Origin of the sequence: Pseudomonas alcaligenes (assembly GCF_041729615.1) — a bacterium.
Lineage (GTDB): Bacteria > Pseudomonadota > Gammaproteobacteria > Pseudomonadales > Pseudomonadaceae > Aquipseudomonas > Aquipseudomonas alcaligenes_B.
Map to the genome: position 1 here is coordinate 3,700,226 of NZ_CP154874.1, position 16,063 is coordinate 3,716,288.

17 protein-coding genes are annotated in these 16,063 nt (G+C 63.6%); 16 read left to right on the forward strand and 1 reads right to left on the reverse strand.

The window, feature by feature from the left end:
- Positions 1-12: 12 nt before the first annotated feature.
- The 15 genes from AAG092_RS17955 to AAG092_RS18025 all read left to right on the forward strand — a co-directional run bounded on the left by AAG092_RS17955 (position 13) and on the right by AAG092_RS18025 (position 14,871).
- The gene (locus tag AAG092_RS17955) at positions 13-615 is read left to right on the forward strand and encodes an RBBP9/YdeN family alpha/beta hydrolase (RefSeq protein WP_373389616.1); all 603 of its coding nucleotides are present in this window, start codon (positions 13-15) and stop codon (positions 613-615) included.
- Between the two features lie 119 nt (positions 616-734).
- Complete coding sequence (locus AAG092_RS17960; protein ID WP_220034072.1) at positions 735-998, forward strand: hypothetical protein; 264 nt, start codon at positions 735-737, stop codon at positions 996-998.
- A 24-nt stretch (positions 999-1,022) separates the two neighbouring features.
- A complete protein-coding gene (locus AAG092_RS17965) occupies positions 1,023-3,113 on the forward strand; it encodes a Tad domain-containing protein (RefSeq protein ID WP_373387749.1) in 2,091 nt (696 codons plus the stop codon).
- Positions 3,114-3,135: 22 nt separating this feature from the next.
- The gene (locus AAG092_RS17970; RefSeq protein WP_110682302.1) at positions 3,136-3,987 is read left to right on the forward strand and encodes a hypothetical protein; all 852 of its coding nucleotides are present in this window, start codon (positions 3,136-3,138) and stop codon (positions 3,985-3,987) included.
- A complete protein-coding gene (locus AAG092_RS17975) occupies positions 3,971-4,645 on the forward strand; it encodes a hypothetical protein (protein ID WP_146224908.1) in 675 nt (224 codons plus the stop codon). Before AAG092_RS17970 ends, AAG092_RS17975 begins: the two co-directional genes overlap by 17 nt.
- Positions 4,645-5,718, forward strand: coding sequence for a hypothetical protein (locus tag AAG092_RS17980; protein ID WP_373387750.1), 1,074 nt, complete (start codon positions 4,645-4,647; stop codon positions 5,716-5,718). Before AAG092_RS17975 ends, AAG092_RS17980 begins: the two co-directional genes overlap by 1 nt.
- 104 nt (positions 5,719-5,822) lie before the next feature.
- A complete protein-coding gene (gene cpaB / locus AAG092_RS17985) occupies positions 5,823-7,856 on the forward strand; it encodes a Flp pilus assembly protein CpaB (protein ID WP_373387751.1) in 2,034 nt (677 codons plus the stop codon).
- 73 nt (positions 7,857-7,929) lie between these two features.
- Entirely contained in the window at positions 7,930-9,417 is a 1,488-nt protein-coding gene (locus AAG092_RS17990; RefSeq protein WP_110682298.1) for a type II and III secretion system protein family protein, read from the forward strand.
- A gap of 10 nt (positions 9,418-9,427) precedes the next feature.
- Complete coding sequence (locus AAG092_RS17995; protein WP_110682297.1) at positions 9,428-11,083, forward strand: ATPase, T2SS/T4P/T4SS family; 1,656 nt, start codon at positions 9,428-9,430, stop codon at positions 11,081-11,083.
- 1 nt (position 11,084) lies between these two features.
- Positions 11,085-11,942 (forward strand): type II secretion system F family protein, encoded by an 858-nt coding sequence (locus AAG092_RS18000; RefSeq protein ID WP_181418762.1) that lies wholly within the window; start codon positions 11,085-11,087, stop codon positions 11,940-11,942.
- Complete coding sequence (locus AAG092_RS18005; protein ID WP_110682295.1) at positions 11,942-12,820, forward strand: type II secretion system F family protein; 879 nt, start codon at positions 11,942-11,944, stop codon at positions 12,818-12,820. The genes AAG092_RS18000 and AAG092_RS18005 overlap by 1 nt, the downstream gene beginning before the upstream one ends.
- Positions 12,820-13,176, forward strand: coding sequence for a DUF192 domain-containing protein (locus tag AAG092_RS18010; RefSeq protein ID WP_110682294.1), 357 nt, complete (start codon positions 12,820-12,822; stop codon positions 13,174-13,176). Before AAG092_RS18005 ends, AAG092_RS18010 begins: the two co-directional genes overlap by 1 nt.
- Positions 13,164-13,607 (forward strand): tetratricopeptide repeat protein, encoded by a 444-nt coding sequence (locus AAG092_RS18015; protein ID WP_110682293.1) that lies wholly within the window; start codon positions 13,164-13,166, stop codon positions 13,605-13,607. The genes AAG092_RS18010 and AAG092_RS18015 overlap by 13 nt, the downstream gene beginning before the upstream one ends.
- A gap of 1 nt (position 13,608) precedes the next feature.
- Positions 13,609-14,292, forward strand: a complete 684-nt coding sequence (locus tag AAG092_RS18020; RefSeq protein WP_181418761.1) for a TadE family protein — start codon at positions 13,609-13,611, stop codon at positions 14,290-14,292.
- 27 nt (positions 14,293-14,319) lie between these two features.
- Positions 14,320-14,871 (forward strand): hypothetical protein, encoded by a 552-nt coding sequence (locus AAG092_RS18025; protein WP_110682291.1) that lies wholly within the window; start codon positions 14,320-14,322, stop codon positions 14,869-14,871.
- Positions 14,872-14,916: 45 nt separating this feature from the next.
- On the opposite strand, the gene bfr is transcribed toward AAG092_RS18025, so the two are convergent.
- A complete protein-coding gene (gene bfr / locus AAG092_RS18030; protein ID WP_110682290.1) occupies positions 14,917-15,387 on the reverse strand; it encodes a bacterioferritin in 471 nt (156 codons plus the stop codon).
- 282 nt (positions 15,388-15,669) lie between these two features.
- Here bfr and AAG092_RS18035 point away from each other — a divergent pair, with 282 nt between their 5' ends.
- A complete protein-coding gene (locus AAG092_RS18035; protein WP_110682289.1) occupies positions 15,670-16,032 on the forward strand; it encodes a DUF2784 domain-containing protein in 363 nt (120 codons plus the stop codon).
- Positions 16,033-16,063: the final 31 nt, after the last annotated feature.

A 16,063-nucleotide genomic window follows, 5' to 3' on the forward strand; every position in this document is an offset into this window, starting at 1 on the left:
TGGGGGCCGGTTATCGACGCGGCAGACAAGGCAATGGATACGACCTTTCTGATCATCCCCGGCTACGGCGACTCCGGGACCGAGCACTGGCAGAGCCGCTGGCAGCGGCAGGATCCGCGCTTTCGCCGGGTCGAGCAACGCGACTGGTGGAACCCATTGTGCGAGGACTGGGTGGCGACCCTGGAGGCGGCAGTGGTTGCCAGCGGCCCGAACACCGTGCTGGTCGCCCATAGCCTGGGCTGCGGGCTGGTGGCGCACTGGGCGGCGCAGACTCGCCAGCCCATCCGCGCCGCCATGCTGGTGGCTCCTCCCGATCCAGAAGGTCCGGCTGCCGAGCTGAATATCCGTGGTTTCGTGCCGGTGCCCGACCTGCCGCTGGCCTTCCCCAGCCTGGTGGTGGCCAGCAGCGACGATCCCTACGGCAGCCTGGAGCATGCCCATGGCGCCGCCCTGCGCTGGGGCAGTCGCTGGCACAACCTTGGCGCGTGCGGCCATATCAACGGCGACAGCGGCCTGGGCGACTGGCCCGAGGGCCGGGCATTGCTGGATTCCCTGCTGGAGGGAATCGCCCCAGGGATGATTCGTAAGAAGGGCGCAATTCCAGATCCTGATTGATCGGTCAAAGTCAAGCGTTTTTCCGAACTTTTCGAGACGATTTCCTACACCTTTGGTAGTGTATTGGCTATCCGCCATGGATTTGCCATCACAACCAATAACAAGCAGGAGAGACTCTTATGAACATCAAGGCGCGTGCTCGTCAGCTGGGGCAGGGCATGACCGAGTACATCATCATCGTGGCGCTGATCGCCATCGCCGCCATCGTCGTCTACAACCTGTTCGGCGATACCGTGCGCGGTCAGGTCGGCGATATGGCGGCGGAGCTGGGCGGCGGTGCCGCCACGGGTGAAGGTGCGACCGCAGGTGGTGAGGCTGGTACCGAGGCAGGCCAGGATTACGACCTGGGCAACTTCAATCAGGAAGAGGGCGGCGGCAACTAACTCAGCACTGCTCAAAGTGCTGTTGTGAAACCCTCCTCCCAGAGAGGGCAGGCCATTGTCTTTGGCCTGCTCTTCCTAGGCGTGGCCGTGGTGGCGATGCTGCTGGTGTACAACCACGGCATCCTCACCCGCGACCGCGTGCAGCTGGAAAATGCCGCCGACGCGGCGGTCTATACCCAGGCCAAGCTGTTCGCGCGCAACCAGAACTTCATCGCCTATACCAATCGCGCGATGATCGCCAACGAGCTGTCGATCGGCCAGATGGTGGCGATGCGCTCCTGGGCCAAGCGCTACAAGACCATTCCGAGCTGGGTCGACTCCTTCCCGGCCTACCAGATTCCCATCGTGCCGCCCGCACCCAGGCCAACCCTGGCCGATGCACTCAAGGCCGTCTACATCCCCTACATCGCCATCGGTTACGGCATCGACGCGGTGACCAACCCGATGATCGGCTTCTACCCGACCACCGTGTCCTACTTCAACATGGCGATGTCCATGTTCCAGAAGGCCTTTGCCATGGCCACGGTCGAGTCGCAGATCGAGGGCATGATCGATGTGGTGGAGGCGCACCAGAACCAGAGCGGCGCCGACCCCGAAGACGATCTCTATATTCCCCTGCTGGGCTACTACTTCCTGACCCAGAATGCCGCGCTGACCTACTTCGGCGACAGTTTCAGCTACGAGAACCTCTACAGTCAGGCCAGCAGCGCGATGAGCGGCGGCGGTGCCTCCGGCGGAGGAGCGGGTGGTGCCGGCGAGTCTCCGCCCTCGACGACCGACGAGGTGGTCGGCTCCTTTCTCGGAGGGCTCAACGGCCCCGAGACCATGCTGGTGGACACCAACCCGGAGCGCTACAAGAAGAAGGCCGGCTCCACCCAGGACCCGCCGGCCAATGACGATGCCAAGGAGGCCTATCGGCAGTTCGCCGCGATCATCAACGACAATCGCAACGACTGGCTGGATCAGCGCCACTTCAACCTGGGGCCCCCCGCCCTGGCCACGCCTGAGATCACCCTGCCGCTGGGGCCACTGCGCATCAGCTTCAGCCTGACCCTGGAGATGGGCTCCTTCAACGACGGTGGCACCGCCTACCGATACAACCCGCTGCGTACCAGCTCCACCGGCGATGGCATCGAGCGTTACGGCTGGACTTCCATCGACTACACCTCGCTGGGCTTCAAGCTCGACGTGGATATCTTCATCGAGCTGTGCCTGTGGTTCCCGGTGGTAGGTACCAAGTGCTTCACCATCATCGACGGCAATATCCCATTGGGTTTCGGCATGCCCATCAGCGGTGCCACCGAACAGTTGGTGGCGGAGGACGCCGATGCGATGCGCTCGGCGCCGCAGTGGGGCTTCCCCGGCATGGACATGACGGGCCTGGCGCCGGGCATGTACGCCGACACCTTCCATATGGTGCACGCGGTGACCTGGTTCTGGGGGCAGGTGCGCAACATCTACGGCACCATTCCGGCGGATGTGAAGACCAACTACGCCGGCCCGCCATCCTTCTTTGCCCTGAATGACTCCTTCGCCGAGTCCGGCACCAGCCACGAGTTCAGCATCGCGGTGGCCAAGAAGCTCAGCGACGTGCCCACCACCGACAGCCCGGACGGCCTCAACCTCAACGGTTCGTCCGGTAACCAGTTGTACCGCTTCCAGCTGGATACCCAGGGACCGGTGGATGGCGCCCTGAGTACCGCCTATGCCACGGCCCTGTGGCACGAGCCGAATGCACTGATGACGGTGTCCTCGGCGGAAACCTACTTCGCCAGCCCGCGTGACGAAGACGAGGTGGCCAGCCAGTTCAGCCCCTTCTGGGATGCGCGCCTGCGCGAGCCGAGCGCCATCACCATGATGATCGCCACCGGCGAGATCAACCCCTTCCAGTTGATGGAGGAGCTCAACCTCTCCGGCGGCATCAAGGGGGTGGCCGAGTGGGTGATCGATACCGCCATCGAGAGCATTACCGATCCTGCCAAGGAACAGTTGCTGAAGAACGTCCAGCCGCCGGTCAAGCAGCTTGCCGAAGAGGTAGTGGACGAGGTGTTCGATCAGGTCACTGGCCCGCCCAAGGACGCCATGCTAGATGGGCTGGATAACTATGTGCCTTAGGTCGAAATGCTCGGGCCAGGCCATGACCGAGTTCGTGGTCATGACCAGTGGCGTGCTGCTGATCCTGTTCCTGGTGGTGCCGACCCTGGCCAAACTGCTCGACATGAGCTTCCAGACTCAGCAGATGGCGCGTTACGCCGCCTGGGAGCGCACTGTCTGGTATGACAATGGTGACCAGCCGGGTGAAACCACCGAGCCGGGCTACGATGTTGCGGTGCGCAGCGACGCGGCCATCGACGGCAGCGCGCAGCGGCGCCTGTTGAGCTTCTCTGCCAGTCCCGAGGAACTCGCTGCCAGTGATGTGAGCGGCCTGCCGGTCGGAACCCGGCATGCCCTGTGGCGCTGGAGCAATGGCGAGCAGATGCTGGGCGCAGGCGGGCTGGCGGGGGGCAGCCTGAACCCCGAGGAAACGCCTTCTTTCGCCTATGACGTGCTGGAGGTCTACAACGACGGCATGTCGCTGCTGATGACGCCTCTGACCATGCTGCGTATCCAGGACGATGCGGATTTCCTGCAGGTGGCGCATCCCCAGGACAACTATTTCACCCCCAGTGTCAGCACTCGCGTAGATCTCAGCAAGGTCGGCCTGGAGTCCAGCGCCTTGCCGGCCAACCTGACCATCACCGCCAACAGCGCCATTCTCGCCGATGGCTGGAATGCCCAGGGCGAGCATCATTTCCAGGAGCGGGTGGACGACTTCGCCATCGGCACCATGATGGACAACGCGGTGATCAATGCGGTGATCGACTTCATCGGCATCTTCGAACCCAGCTTCGCCGATGTCGACTTCGGCTATGTCGGCACCGATCCCATCCCCGATGCCGAGACCAAGTGCGATTTCGGTTTCTGCTACTTCGATGAAGACGATGATTGAGCGCCTGCCCGCCATCCTGCTGCTCGCTTTACTGTCCCAGGTGGCGCAGGCCGACTGTGATTTCGACGATTTTCCGACCCAGGACGGCATGCAACTGGCCACGGTGGCAGAGGCCATGCAATGGAACAACCTGCCGATGAGCGTCAAGGGCTTCCGCACCGAGGCGCCCGTGGAAGTGCTGCGCGGCTTCTATGCCGAGCGCTGGGAGGGCGCGGTGGACTTCACCGAGTTCGGCGCCTGGCAGCAGATCCTGCACATCAATGACGACTGCATGATGATGGTTCAGCTGCGCAGCGCCGAAGGGCAGACCCAGGGCCGCCTGATGCTGGTCAATCCGCCGGATGAGGAGGGCAGCTCACGCCCTCTGGGGGGAGGCGTGCCGATGCCCCCCGATGCGGTGGTGGTGACCGACATGCAGAACCAGGACAGCTACCGTGACGGCCAGCTGGTGATGCTGCTCTACCCGGATGTGCTCGATGCCGCCACCCGCTGGTACGAGACGGAGATGGTGCGCAGCGGCTGGCAACTCAACCGCCGTCAGTACAGCCAGAACAACGCCACGCTGATCTACGGCAAAGGTCGCGAGCAGCTGTCGGTGGTGTTCCTGCGCACCGCCGGCGAGCAGACGCAGATCCTGCTCAATCGGGTGGATCGCTGATGCGCGCGCAGGCTGGCCAGTCGATGGCCGAATACCTGGTGGCGCTGGGCATCGGCGGCAGCATCATCGCGGCCCTGACCCTGACACCCTGTACCGTGGCCGGCAGCGCCAAGGGCTGCGTACCGACCCTGATCGATGCTCTGCACAACAACTATGAGGGCTATTCGGCGGCCATCGGCGATGTGCAGGACTATGGCGAGGTGGACGTAGCCGCACCACCGGAAGATGAGGGCGAGGTCGAGGATGACGACAGCATTCCCGGTGACGGTGGCAACGATGATCCCACTGAGACGCCGGCCGAGTCGCTGAACAAGGTCAACTACGTCTACGACGACCAGGGCAACGTCATCGGCACCGTATCCGGCAGCACCATTTATGACCTCGATGGCAACGTGATCGGTGAGTACACCTACAACGAGGAAACCGGCGAGCAGGTGGCCGTAGTCGATGGCGAGGAGATCACTGGCGTCAGTGTCGGCAGCATCTTCGTCGACGAGGATGGCAACGAGGTACCGCTGGTGGCCATCGTGGTCAACAACCAGGTGGTCGGCTTCGCCTACGAGAACGATGGCAAGTATTTCGATCCGCTCAAGGGTGAGCTGACCGATGACGTGCCGGATGGCGCGCAGGCGGCGACGACTCGCCCGGTGATGGTGCGCGACGGCAGCGGCCAGGCCAGTCTGTTCGGCTACGAAGTCGATGGCTACATCTACTCGCTGAGCAAGGTGCAGGTCTCCGGCGAGACCTATGCCGCGGCCAAGGTGCCGGATGGCGAGCTGGTGCAGATGGTGCTGACCCAGGCGAGTACGCTGATCAGCTGGAGCGGCTACTCGCGTTGCATCGTGCGTGCCGTGAACTGGGTCGACAACGAACTCAACGGCGTATACAGCTTCGACAAGACCGAGGACGACGGCTCCGGCAACCAGGTGACCACCACGCAGAACGCCGTGGTCGAGTCGCCCACCAACAACCTTGGCTATATCGACAATGCGGACCAGGGCAGTGGCGGCTGCCAGGGGCGCTGGGTGCTGACCGAGGGTGCGACGAGCTGGAGCCTGGGTGGCCCGTTCTAAGGGCGCGTGACGAGAACAATAGCGCTGCCGCACTGCGCGAGCCGCGTAGAACAAGTATTCGATTCACTGGGGGAGAGGGCATGCAGCCTGTTTCGGGGAGCAAGTTGTTGATTATTGCGGTGGTCTGCGGGGTGCTCGCAGGTGGCGCGGCCTGGCTCTATCTGAAGAGCAAGGAAGCGCAGTACCGCGAGGCCTACAAGCCGCCGGTCGAGCGCAAGGTGGCGCTGGTGGTGCCGCGTCGGGACATCGGCAAGGCCGAGGTGGTCAACAAGGAAAAGGTCGCGGTGCTGGAAGTGCCGGCGCAGTTCGTCCCATCCGGGGCTGTCCTCGCGCAGGACTGGAAGAAGCTCGACGGACGCATGGTCGAGATGCCCCTGCAGAAGGGCAAGCCGATCACCTGGAGCGCCGTCGAGGGCAGCTCGGTCAGTCGCTTCTCCGAGAACGTCGAGTTGGGCAAGCGGGCCAAGACGGTGAAGATCAGCAAGATCAATTCCTTCGACGGCCTGTTGCGCCCCGGTGACCATATCGACCTGCTCGGCAGTTTCGCCGCCAGCGATATCGGCCTGCAGGAGCAGCCCAACATGGCCGATGCCGTGGTCATGACCATCCTCGAGGACCTGGTGGTGGTCGCCGCCGGCCGTGAGGATGCCAGCGGGCGCAAGTACGAAACCTTCTACGACCAGAACTCGGCCGACGGTTTCAACATGAACTTCTCCACCATCAGCCTGATGCTGACCCCGCAGCAGGTGGCGCGGGTGGAGCTGGCCGAGCGCAGTGGCGACCTGGTCGCGGTGCTGCGCCATCCCAAGGACACCAGCTTCGCCCGGCTGGGGCAGATCACCGTGGCCAACCTGCTGGAGCCACCACCTGCCGAGAAGGCCGATGTGGTGCTGGATGCCGATGGCAAGCTGGTCGGACGCATCGTGGGCGACAACGTGGTGGATGCCCAGGGCCGCATCGTCGGCAAGATGGTCGATGGCAAGGCGGTGAGTTTCGATGGCAAGGCGCTGGGGCGGGTGGTCAAGGATGTGGCGGCCAATGACCCGCTGCTGCGCATGCGCGAGCGCGCCGACGTGGTGCGTGGCGCCGACGGCAAGGTGATCGGTCGCATCGTCGACGGCAAGATCGTGGACGCCGATGGCAAGGTCATCGGCGTGGTCAAGAACGGCCAGGCGGTCGGTCTCAAGGGCGAGAGCCTGGGCAGCGTCGAGCGCAACGCTGCATTGGATGCCCAGGGGCGGGTGATCGACATGGGCAAATCCGTCGCCCAGGCCGCGCCGCAGAAGCAGGGTAGCGAACAGCAGGTGGTGCGTGACGCCAGCGGCAAGGTGATAGGTCGGGTGGTTGGCGGCCAGGTGGTGGATGCCGATGGCAAGGTCATCGGCCAGTACCGCGATGGCAAGGCGGTCGGCCTGGACGGCAAGGCGCTGGGCAAGGTGGAGACTGCCCTGGTCGATGGCAATGGCAAGGTGGTCGGGCGCATGGGTGAGGTGGTGCGCGATGCCAACGGCAAGATCATCGGCCGGGTGGTCGACGGTCAGGTGGTGGATGCCAATGGCAAGGTGCTCGGTGTGGTACGCGATGGCAAGGCCGTGGGTGTGGATGGCAAGAGCATCGGCCAGCTGGACAAGGTGCAGCTCGATGAACAGGGCAAGCCCAAGGACGATGGTGTGCGGGTGGTGCGCGATGCCAGCGGCAACGTGATCGGCACCGTGGTCGGTGACCGTGTGCTGGATGCCCAGGGGCGCGAAGTCGGCAAGGTGGTGGATGGCCAGGTGGTCGACAAGAGCGGCCGCGCCCTGGCCGGTGCCCAGGTCGAGGTGCAGCAGGATGCGGTGCGCGTGGCCCGTGATGCTTCCGGCAAAGCCATCGGCACGGTCAAGGGCGACACCGTTTACGACGCCGAGGGCAAGGTGGTCGGCAAGCTGGTGGACGGCAAGGTGGTGGATGGCAACGGCAATGTCGTGGCCTCCGGCATCAGCGCCGAGGTCGAGGGGCAGGCGCAGGCCGATACCGCGCTGGCACTGGCGGGTGAGGAAGAGGGCGGCGCGCCGCAGACCAGCCGCATGGTGCAGTTCATTCCCGGTGGCACCGGCAAGAACGGGGTGATCCCGGTGCAGAGCCTGCGCCTGGAATAGATCGCAAGGCCGTAGCGGCGCCTCGCAGTGCCGCACGGGATAAGAAGGACGCTAGGGCTTCGAGACCATAAAGATGAAAGTACGATTTCTTTTGCTTTGCGTGGGGATGCTGGCGGCGCCGCTGGCCATGGCCGAGAGCCTGCCGGCGCAGCTGACGCTGTACAAGGGTGATGTGCGGGTGATCGAGGCGCCGGGGATCGAGCGCCTGGCGGTGGGCAACGTGGAATTGCTCGGCGCCACTCTGCTGAAGAATCAGGAGATGGTACTGACCGCCGAGGCCGAAGGCGAAACCACGGTGCAGGCCTGGTTCGCCGATGGCTCGCGGGAGCAGATGGGGGTGGTGGTGGTCAAGGCCAACGGCTATCGGCAGATCGGCGAGTTGCGCGCGCTGCTCGGCGATATCCCCGGGCTGAAGATCCGTACGGTCGGCCGCCAGGTGGTGATGGAGGGGCGTCTGCACAGTCAGGATCTGCAGCGGGTCAAGGATGCGGTGAAGTTCTACGACAACGTGCTGGTGCTGGCCGAGGAGCAGAACGGTGCGGCGACCAAGTCCGACTCCGGGCTGATGCTGGAGGAAGTGCGGGCCATGCTCGGGCAGATTCCGGGCATCTCGATCAAGACCGTGGGGCGGCAGATCGTGGTCGATGGCGACCTCAACGAGATCGACATGGAACGCATCAAGCTGCTGCAGGAGCGCTATCCGGACATGCTGGTACTGGCTCAGCCGATGTCGCAGTTCGTCGCACCGATGATCTATTTCGATGTGCGCATCACCGAATTCGCCAAGGACGACGTAGAGGAGCTGGGCATCAACTGGAGCACCAGCATCAACGGGCCGAGCTTCGTGTTTTCCTCGGACCAGCGTACCAACCCCTATTTCCGCGGCCAGTTCCCCAGCGACAGCGGTACTTTCGACGACCTCAACGAGGCAGTCGGCAATACCGGTACCAATGGCTACTGGGGTATCGCCACCGAGATCACTTCGCGCATCAACATGCTGGAGAAGAACGGCTCGGCCCTGACCCTGGCCTCGCCACGGCTGTCCGCACGCAGTGGCGGCCAGGCCGAGCTGACGGTCGGCGGCGAGGTGCCGGTGGTGACCAGCAGCATCAACGGCCCCTCGGTGGAGTACAAGGAGTTCGGCATCATCCTCAACATCGCGCCGCAGATCTACGGCAACGACCGCGTCGCGGCCAAGGTGATGGCCGAGATCAGCCAGCTGGACAAGGCCAACCAGGTGGGTGACTACCCGGCGTTCAAGACGCGCCGCACCGACAACGAGGTGCAGCTGCGAGTCGGCGAGACCCTGGTGCTGTCCGGCCTGGTCAACAAGGACAGCCAGCAGACCTACGAGGGTATCAAGTGGCTGCAGGACATCCCGGTGCTGGGCCCGTTCTTCCGTAACAAGAGCTTCAAGGGTACCCAGACCGAGCTGGTGATCTTCATCACGCCCGAGCTGATGACCGGCCCGACGGCCACCGTCAACCAGCGTGAGCTGGATCGTGCCGAGCGCATGCTCGGCGACTTCGAGAAGTCGGTGAAGAAAGGTCTGCTCGACTGAGGATGCGCTGATGTTCGAGTTAGAAGTCACTTACCGCAACGGTCAGCCCGTCGACAAGCTCACCTGCACTGCCGCCCAGTGCGAGCTGGGTAAGGCGCGCACCTGCATCCTGCGTCTGCGAGGCTGGCGTGTGGCGCCGGTGCATGCCCGCATCGAGCGCTCGCTGGCCGGGCTGTTCGTCGAGGACCTCAGTCGTGGCTACGAGCTGGAGGTCAACGGCAAGCTGGTGGGGCGCTATGGCCCGCTGAGCGAAAGCGATGTGATCGGCATCGGCGGCTACCTGGTGCGGGTTCGCCCGCTGGTGGTCGAGACCGAGGACATGCCGCCCACCGACAGCGACCTGCCGTTCAACGAGGAAGAGGCTGCCGGTGTGGTCACCCACGACCAGGCCGCCTACATGGAGTGGTCCAAGTACATCCATGGCGAGCTGTTCCGTGCCATGGACCTGCGCCGCATGGATCTGGAAACCATGGCTGCCGACGAGGTGCGTGCGCGCCTGTCCGAGCTGGTCGACGAGATCATGGAGCAGATTCGCGGGCGCCTGCCCAAGTGCATCGATTGCGATGTGCTGCGCAAGATCGTGCTGGACGAGGCGGTCGGGCTGGGGCCGTTGGAGGACCTGCTGGCCGATGAGAGCGTCACCGAGATCATGGTCAACCGCCACGACGACATCTACGTCGAGCGCTCCGGCCGCCTGGAGCGGACGACGATCAACTTCAGCTCCGATGCCACGGTGATGGCCACCATCGAGCGGATCATCTCGCCGCTCGGCCGGCGCATCGACGAGAGCTCGCCGATGGTCGATGCGCGCCTCAAGGACGGTTCGCGGGTCAACGCCATCATCCCGCCGCTGGCGCTCAAGGGCCCATGCCTGACCATCCGCAAGTTCTCCCAGCACAAGCTGACCACCGATGACCTGATCCGCTACGGCTCGATCAACGAACCCATGGTGACCTTTCTGCGTACGGCGGTGGAGCAGCGTCTCAACATAGTGGTTTCGGGAGGCACGGGTTCGGGCAAGACCACCCTGCTGAACATCCTGTCCAACTTCATTCCGGTGGAGGAGCGGGTGGTGACCGTGGAGGACGCCGCCGAACTGAAGCTGGTACAGCCACATGTGGTGTCCCTGGAGGCGCGCCCGGCGAACATGGAAGGCAAGGGCCAGGTGACCATCCGCGATCTGGTGCGCAACTGCCTGCGCATGCGCCCCGACCGCATCGTGGTCGGCGAGTGTCGCGGCGGCGAGGCGCTGGACATGCTGCAGGCGATGAATACCGGTCACGATGGTTCGCTGACCACCGGCCACGCCAACTCACCGCGCGACATGCTGCGCCGTCTGGAGGTGATGGTGCTGATGGCCGGCATGGACCTGCCGGTGCAGGCCATCCGCGAGCAGATCGCCTCGGCGGTCAACATCATCGTGCAGCAGACCCGCTTCGGCGACGGCTCGCGGCGCATCACCAGCATCACCGAGGTCACCGGCATGGAGCAGGGCACCATACTGCTCAACGAGATCTTCTGCTTCCGCCAGCAGGGCTTCGACCAGAATGGCCGGGTCAGGGGGCGCTACCTGGCGACAGGCCAGGTGCCGGAGTTCTACGAGGAGCTGCGTAGTCGGGGTATTCCGGTGGATATGGGCATCTTCAAGACCAGCCAGGAGGTCTGACATGAGCGGATTGATGCTGATCCTCTGCGTGGCCGCCGTGGCCCTGTGCGCCTTCTGCCTGGCGCTGATCTTCGGCCGGGTGATCCTGGCCAACCTGAGCTTCTACCGGCGCCAGTTCAGTGCCAGCGCCGAAGTGGAACTGGCCGACATGTTCATCTTCGCCAGCGGCCAGCAGCTGTTCGTGTTCAACCTGATGCTGCTGGTGTTCGTGCCGCTGTTCCTGCATGTGCTGTTCGACATCCTGGTGATCACCGCCACCGGCGCGCTACTGGCCCTGTTCGTGCCGCGCGTCGTGTTCAAGACGCTCAAGCGCAAGCGCCTGATGAAGTTCGAGGAGCAGCTGCCGGATGCCTTCATGCTGCTGTCCAGCAGCCTGCAGTCCGGCGCCAGTCTGAACATGGCGCTGGAGAACGTGGTGCAGCAATCACCGGCACCCCTGAGCCAGGAATTCGGCCTGCTGGTGAAGAAACTGCGCCTGGGCGTGACCCTGGAGGACGCCCTGGTGAAGATGGAGGAGCGCATTCCGCTGCCCAGCTTCATCATGGCCAGCTCGGCGGTGCGTATCAGTCGCGAGGTGGGTGGTAACCTGGTCGAGACCATCAACGGCATGGCCACCACCCTGCGGCGCAAGAAGGTGATGGAAGGCAAGATCGATAGCCTCACATCCCAGGGCCGCGCCCAGGGCATCTTCATGGCCATGCTGCCGATCTTTCTCGCCGGCATCCTCAGCGCCATCGAACCCGAGGCCATGAGCCAGCTGTACACCACCCGCATGGGCTTGGCCGTGCTGGCGGTGATGGTGGTGATGGAGATCCTCGGCTTCACCTTCATCAAGAAAATCACCCGGATCGACGCCTGATGAGTGAATTGCTTGCCCTGCTCAGCGGCGCCGGCACCGGCGTCGCGGTGACCTGCTTCATCCTGGTGTTCATGGCGCTGTTCCGCTTTCTGCCGGAAGAGAACCGCGCCTACATGGACCCGGTGCCACCGCTGATGAAGCCGGTATGGCCGCTGGTGCGACTGGTTTCCTACTTTGTCGGCTCGATGCTGCCACCCAAGTTCCTCGACTGGCTGGACAAACGCCTGCAGCGCACGGGGGCGCTCTATGTGTTGACCCCGGAGGACTACTTCGGCCTGAGCCTGAGTCTGGCCATCCTTCTGCCGGTGATCGCCCTGCTGCCCATGGTCAGCGGCAAGAGCGGCATCATGTGGCCGGTCCTGCTGCTGATGATGGTGCTCGGTGCGGTGCTGCCGGAGCTGTGGATCAACGACACGCGCAATCGTCGTGACCGCGACATCGTGCGCAACCTGCCGGTATTCCTCGAATACCTGACCATGTGCGTGGACGCCGGTCTGAATTTTCTCGGTGCCCTGCAGCAGGCGGTGGAGAAGGGGCCCAACGGCGCGATGAAGAACGAGTTCCGCATCGTCCTGCGCGATATCCGTTCCGGCCTGCCGCGTGCCGAGGCGCTGACCCGGATGGAGCAGCGGGTCAACCTGAAGGACATCAGCACCTTCGTGCGTGCGGTGATCCAGGCCGAGAAGATGGGGTCGAGTCTCAAGACGACGTTGCAGATCCAGGCCCAACAGCGTCTGGAGGAGCGCTTCCAGCGTGCCGAGAAGACCGCCATGCAGGCCCCCGTGAAGCTGATCATCCCGCTGATCCTGTTCATCTTCCCGCTGACTTTCGTGATCCTGCTGTTCCCCATCGTGGTGAAGTTCATGGGGCAGGGCTGATGGCGCGTCACCTGCAAGTGCGCGTGTTGCGTGCTGGCGAGCCGCTGACGGAGTTGCGCCTGCTGGCAGCCTTCGATCTGTTGCGGCGTGCCCGTGGTCTGCTCGGCCGGGCCCAGCCACTGCCCGGGCATGGCCTCTGGCTCAAGCCCTGCAGCGCCGTACACTGCTGGTTCATGCGTTACCGCATCGATGTGCTGTTTCTCGATGGCGATGGGCGGGTACTCAAGTCTGTGGCGAGCCTGCGCCCCTGGCGCATGGCGGCTTGTCGGGGCGCGCGCAGCGTGGTCGAGATGGCCAGCGGTGAGGTGCAAAGATTGAACATACGTGAAGGGGATGTGATCTCATGCGTGGCCTGATTTTCTGTGGCCTGGTGCTGGCCCTGTGCGGTTGTGCCGGCCTGCCGAGTGGCGATTTGCTGCAGGTGCAACGGGAGGCCGCCGAAGCCTATAACCGTGGCGATTTCGCTCGCTCAACCCGTGGCTACCGGGCCCTGGCCGAGGAACTGCCGCAGGATGCCGAGATGCGCTATCGCCTGGGCAACAGCCTGGCCAAGCAGGGCGATGTCGAGGGTGCCATCCAGGCCTATCGCGAGGCCGTGGTACGTGACTCCAAGCACGCCAAGGCCTGGCACAACCTGGTCTATCTGCAGCTGCAGGGCGTTGGCCACACGGTGGCGGAAATGTACCTGCACATCAGTCGAGACGATCCGCGTGTCGCTCCCGTGGCGCAGAAGGCCGAGGCGGTGCTGCAGGCGTTCGATGTGCCGCTGGATCGCCAGGAGCCCTGAGATGCGCGGGCGCAGCGAGCACGGCCAGGCTCTGGTGGAATACGTGATCATTCTGCCGGTGCTGGTCATGCTGATCTTCGGCACTATCCAGGCCGCGTTCATCTATTCGGCCAAGAGCAGCCTGAATTACGCCACCTTCCAGGCTGCGCGTTTGGGCGCGGTCAACAACGCCAGCTACGACGGCCTGCGACGCGGGCTGATCCGTGGCCTGACTCCGATGTTCGTGCATCGCAATACCGATGCGGACAAGGAGCGTGCCTTCGAGGAAGCGGGGGCGGAAGTGGACAACTTTGCGCTGATCACCCTGATCAGCCCCACGCAGAACAATTTCGATGCCTATGGCGAGTGGGATGGCGAAGCCAACGCCGATGCCATTCCCAACGACAACCTGATGTATCGCCCGGGCACCGGCATCCAGGATGCCAACCTGCTGAAGATTCGCGTGCAGTACTGCCTGAAGCTGGTCGTGCCGATAGTCGATCGCCTGCTCAGCGCGGCCTCGAGCTTCAACAGCGCAGGCGTGGAGGGCAGCTTCAGCCGCGCTTCCGCCGATGCGGTGGATAACTACGACGACATCTGCCAGGCCGGCCGGCGCGGCATCGTCATCACTTCCGAGGCCGTGGTGCGGATGCAGTCACCCGCTCTGCGCGATGCGGCCTGTGGTTCGGACATGCAATGCCTGTGAAGGCGATCATCTAAAGGGGGAGTCCTTATGCGCACCTTGATCATGCTGCTTGCTGCCACCCTGCTCACGGGCTGTGCGGCGCAGGTGGATACCCTGTCCAGTTCGGGGGAGCTGGAGGTCGGCAAGCTGGAGCGGCGCAATATAGTGCTCAACCTGAGCGGCAGTACACCCGCCGAGAGCGAGCCGCGCTGGCAGGACCTGCGGCAGAGCCTGCAGGCCCAGCTCGATCACAAGAGCTTCGATGCCCTGTACCGCATGACACCGGTCTCGGGACGGCCGACCCTGACACTGCCTGGCGTTCTGGTGACTGCCGAGGTCACCAGCTTCCGTTACCTGAGCCAGATGAGCCGACGCTTCCTGGGGCCGACCACCGGCGATGCCTGGGTCGACCTGCGGGTGGCCTACTACGATCTGCAGTCGGGACGCCAGCTGGGGGCACGCAGTTACAGGACGGGCTCCTCCGGCTGGGGAACCTTCTTCTCGAACATGACCGAGCGGCAGGTCGAGGCACTGGCTACGCGCATCATCGATGATCTGCGCCTGGCCAAGGCGCCACCCCTGGCGACTGCTGCGCGCTGAAAATACAAAAGCCCCGCAGTGCGGGGCTTTTTGTTGGGTGCTGGCTTATTCGTCCATCTGCGACTGCAGGTAGTTCTCCAGGCCGACCTTCTCGATCAGGCCGAGCTGGGTTTCCAGCCAGTCGATGTGCTCTTCCTCGGATTCGAGGATGTCCTCCAGCAGTTCGCGGCTGCCGTAGTCGCCGACGGTCTCGCAGTAGGCGATGGCGGCCTTGAGGTCGGGGAGGGCAGCCTGCTCCAGCTTGAGGTCGCAGGTCAGCATTTCCTTGGTGTTCTCGCCGATGTGCAGCTTGCCCAGGTCCTGCAGGTTGGGCAGGCCCTCGAGGAACAGGATGCGCTTGATCAGCTTGTCGGCATGCTTCATCTCGTCGATGGACTCATGGTACTCATGCTCGCCGAGCTTCTTCAGGCCCCAGTCCTCGTACATGCGGGCGTGCAGGAAGTACTGGTTGATCGCCACCAGCTCGTTGCCGAGGATCTTGTTCAGGTGCTGGATGACTTTCTTGTCGCCTTTCATGATGCGCCTCGAATAGGGGTGGTCGTTAAACCCGAAGTCTGCGCCAGGCATTGGTTTGCGTCAAATGTAAGTAATTGAATTGTATATGAAATTAAATATAAATAAGAACGTTTAACTTCTGCATCGAGTGTCTAAGCTATTGAATGTTCGGAATAAATTCCGGGGCCTGGGAGATATTTCCCAGATTTTTCCGCTGCATGGCGCTAGGGATGGAAGTTCCAAAATGGAATTGTTTGAGAATGCACCGCAACTGTCTGGAATATATATCGGAGTAACGCGGCAATGATTCTGCGGCTGGCGGCCGATGCCGTGGTGTTATTGCATCTGGCCTTCATTCTCTTCGTGCTGTTCGGAGCCCTGGCGGTGCTGCGCTGGCCGCGCCTGGCACTGCTGCACGTGCCGGCGGCGGCCTGGGGGGCGGCAGTGGAACTGTTGCACCTGTATTGCCCGCTGACGCCGCTGGAGAACGATCTGCGTCGCGCCGCCGGCGAGGCCGGCTACGCCGGCGGTTTCGTCGAGCACTACCTGATTCCGCTGATCTACCCCGCCGGGCTGACGCCGCAGATCCAGCTATGGCTGGGCGCCCTGGTGCTGCTGATCAATCTGCCGGCCTATGCCTGGCTGCTCTGGCGCCTGCGGCGCTAGGGTGCTTGTGGGTCGTCATTCAGCGTCCTGA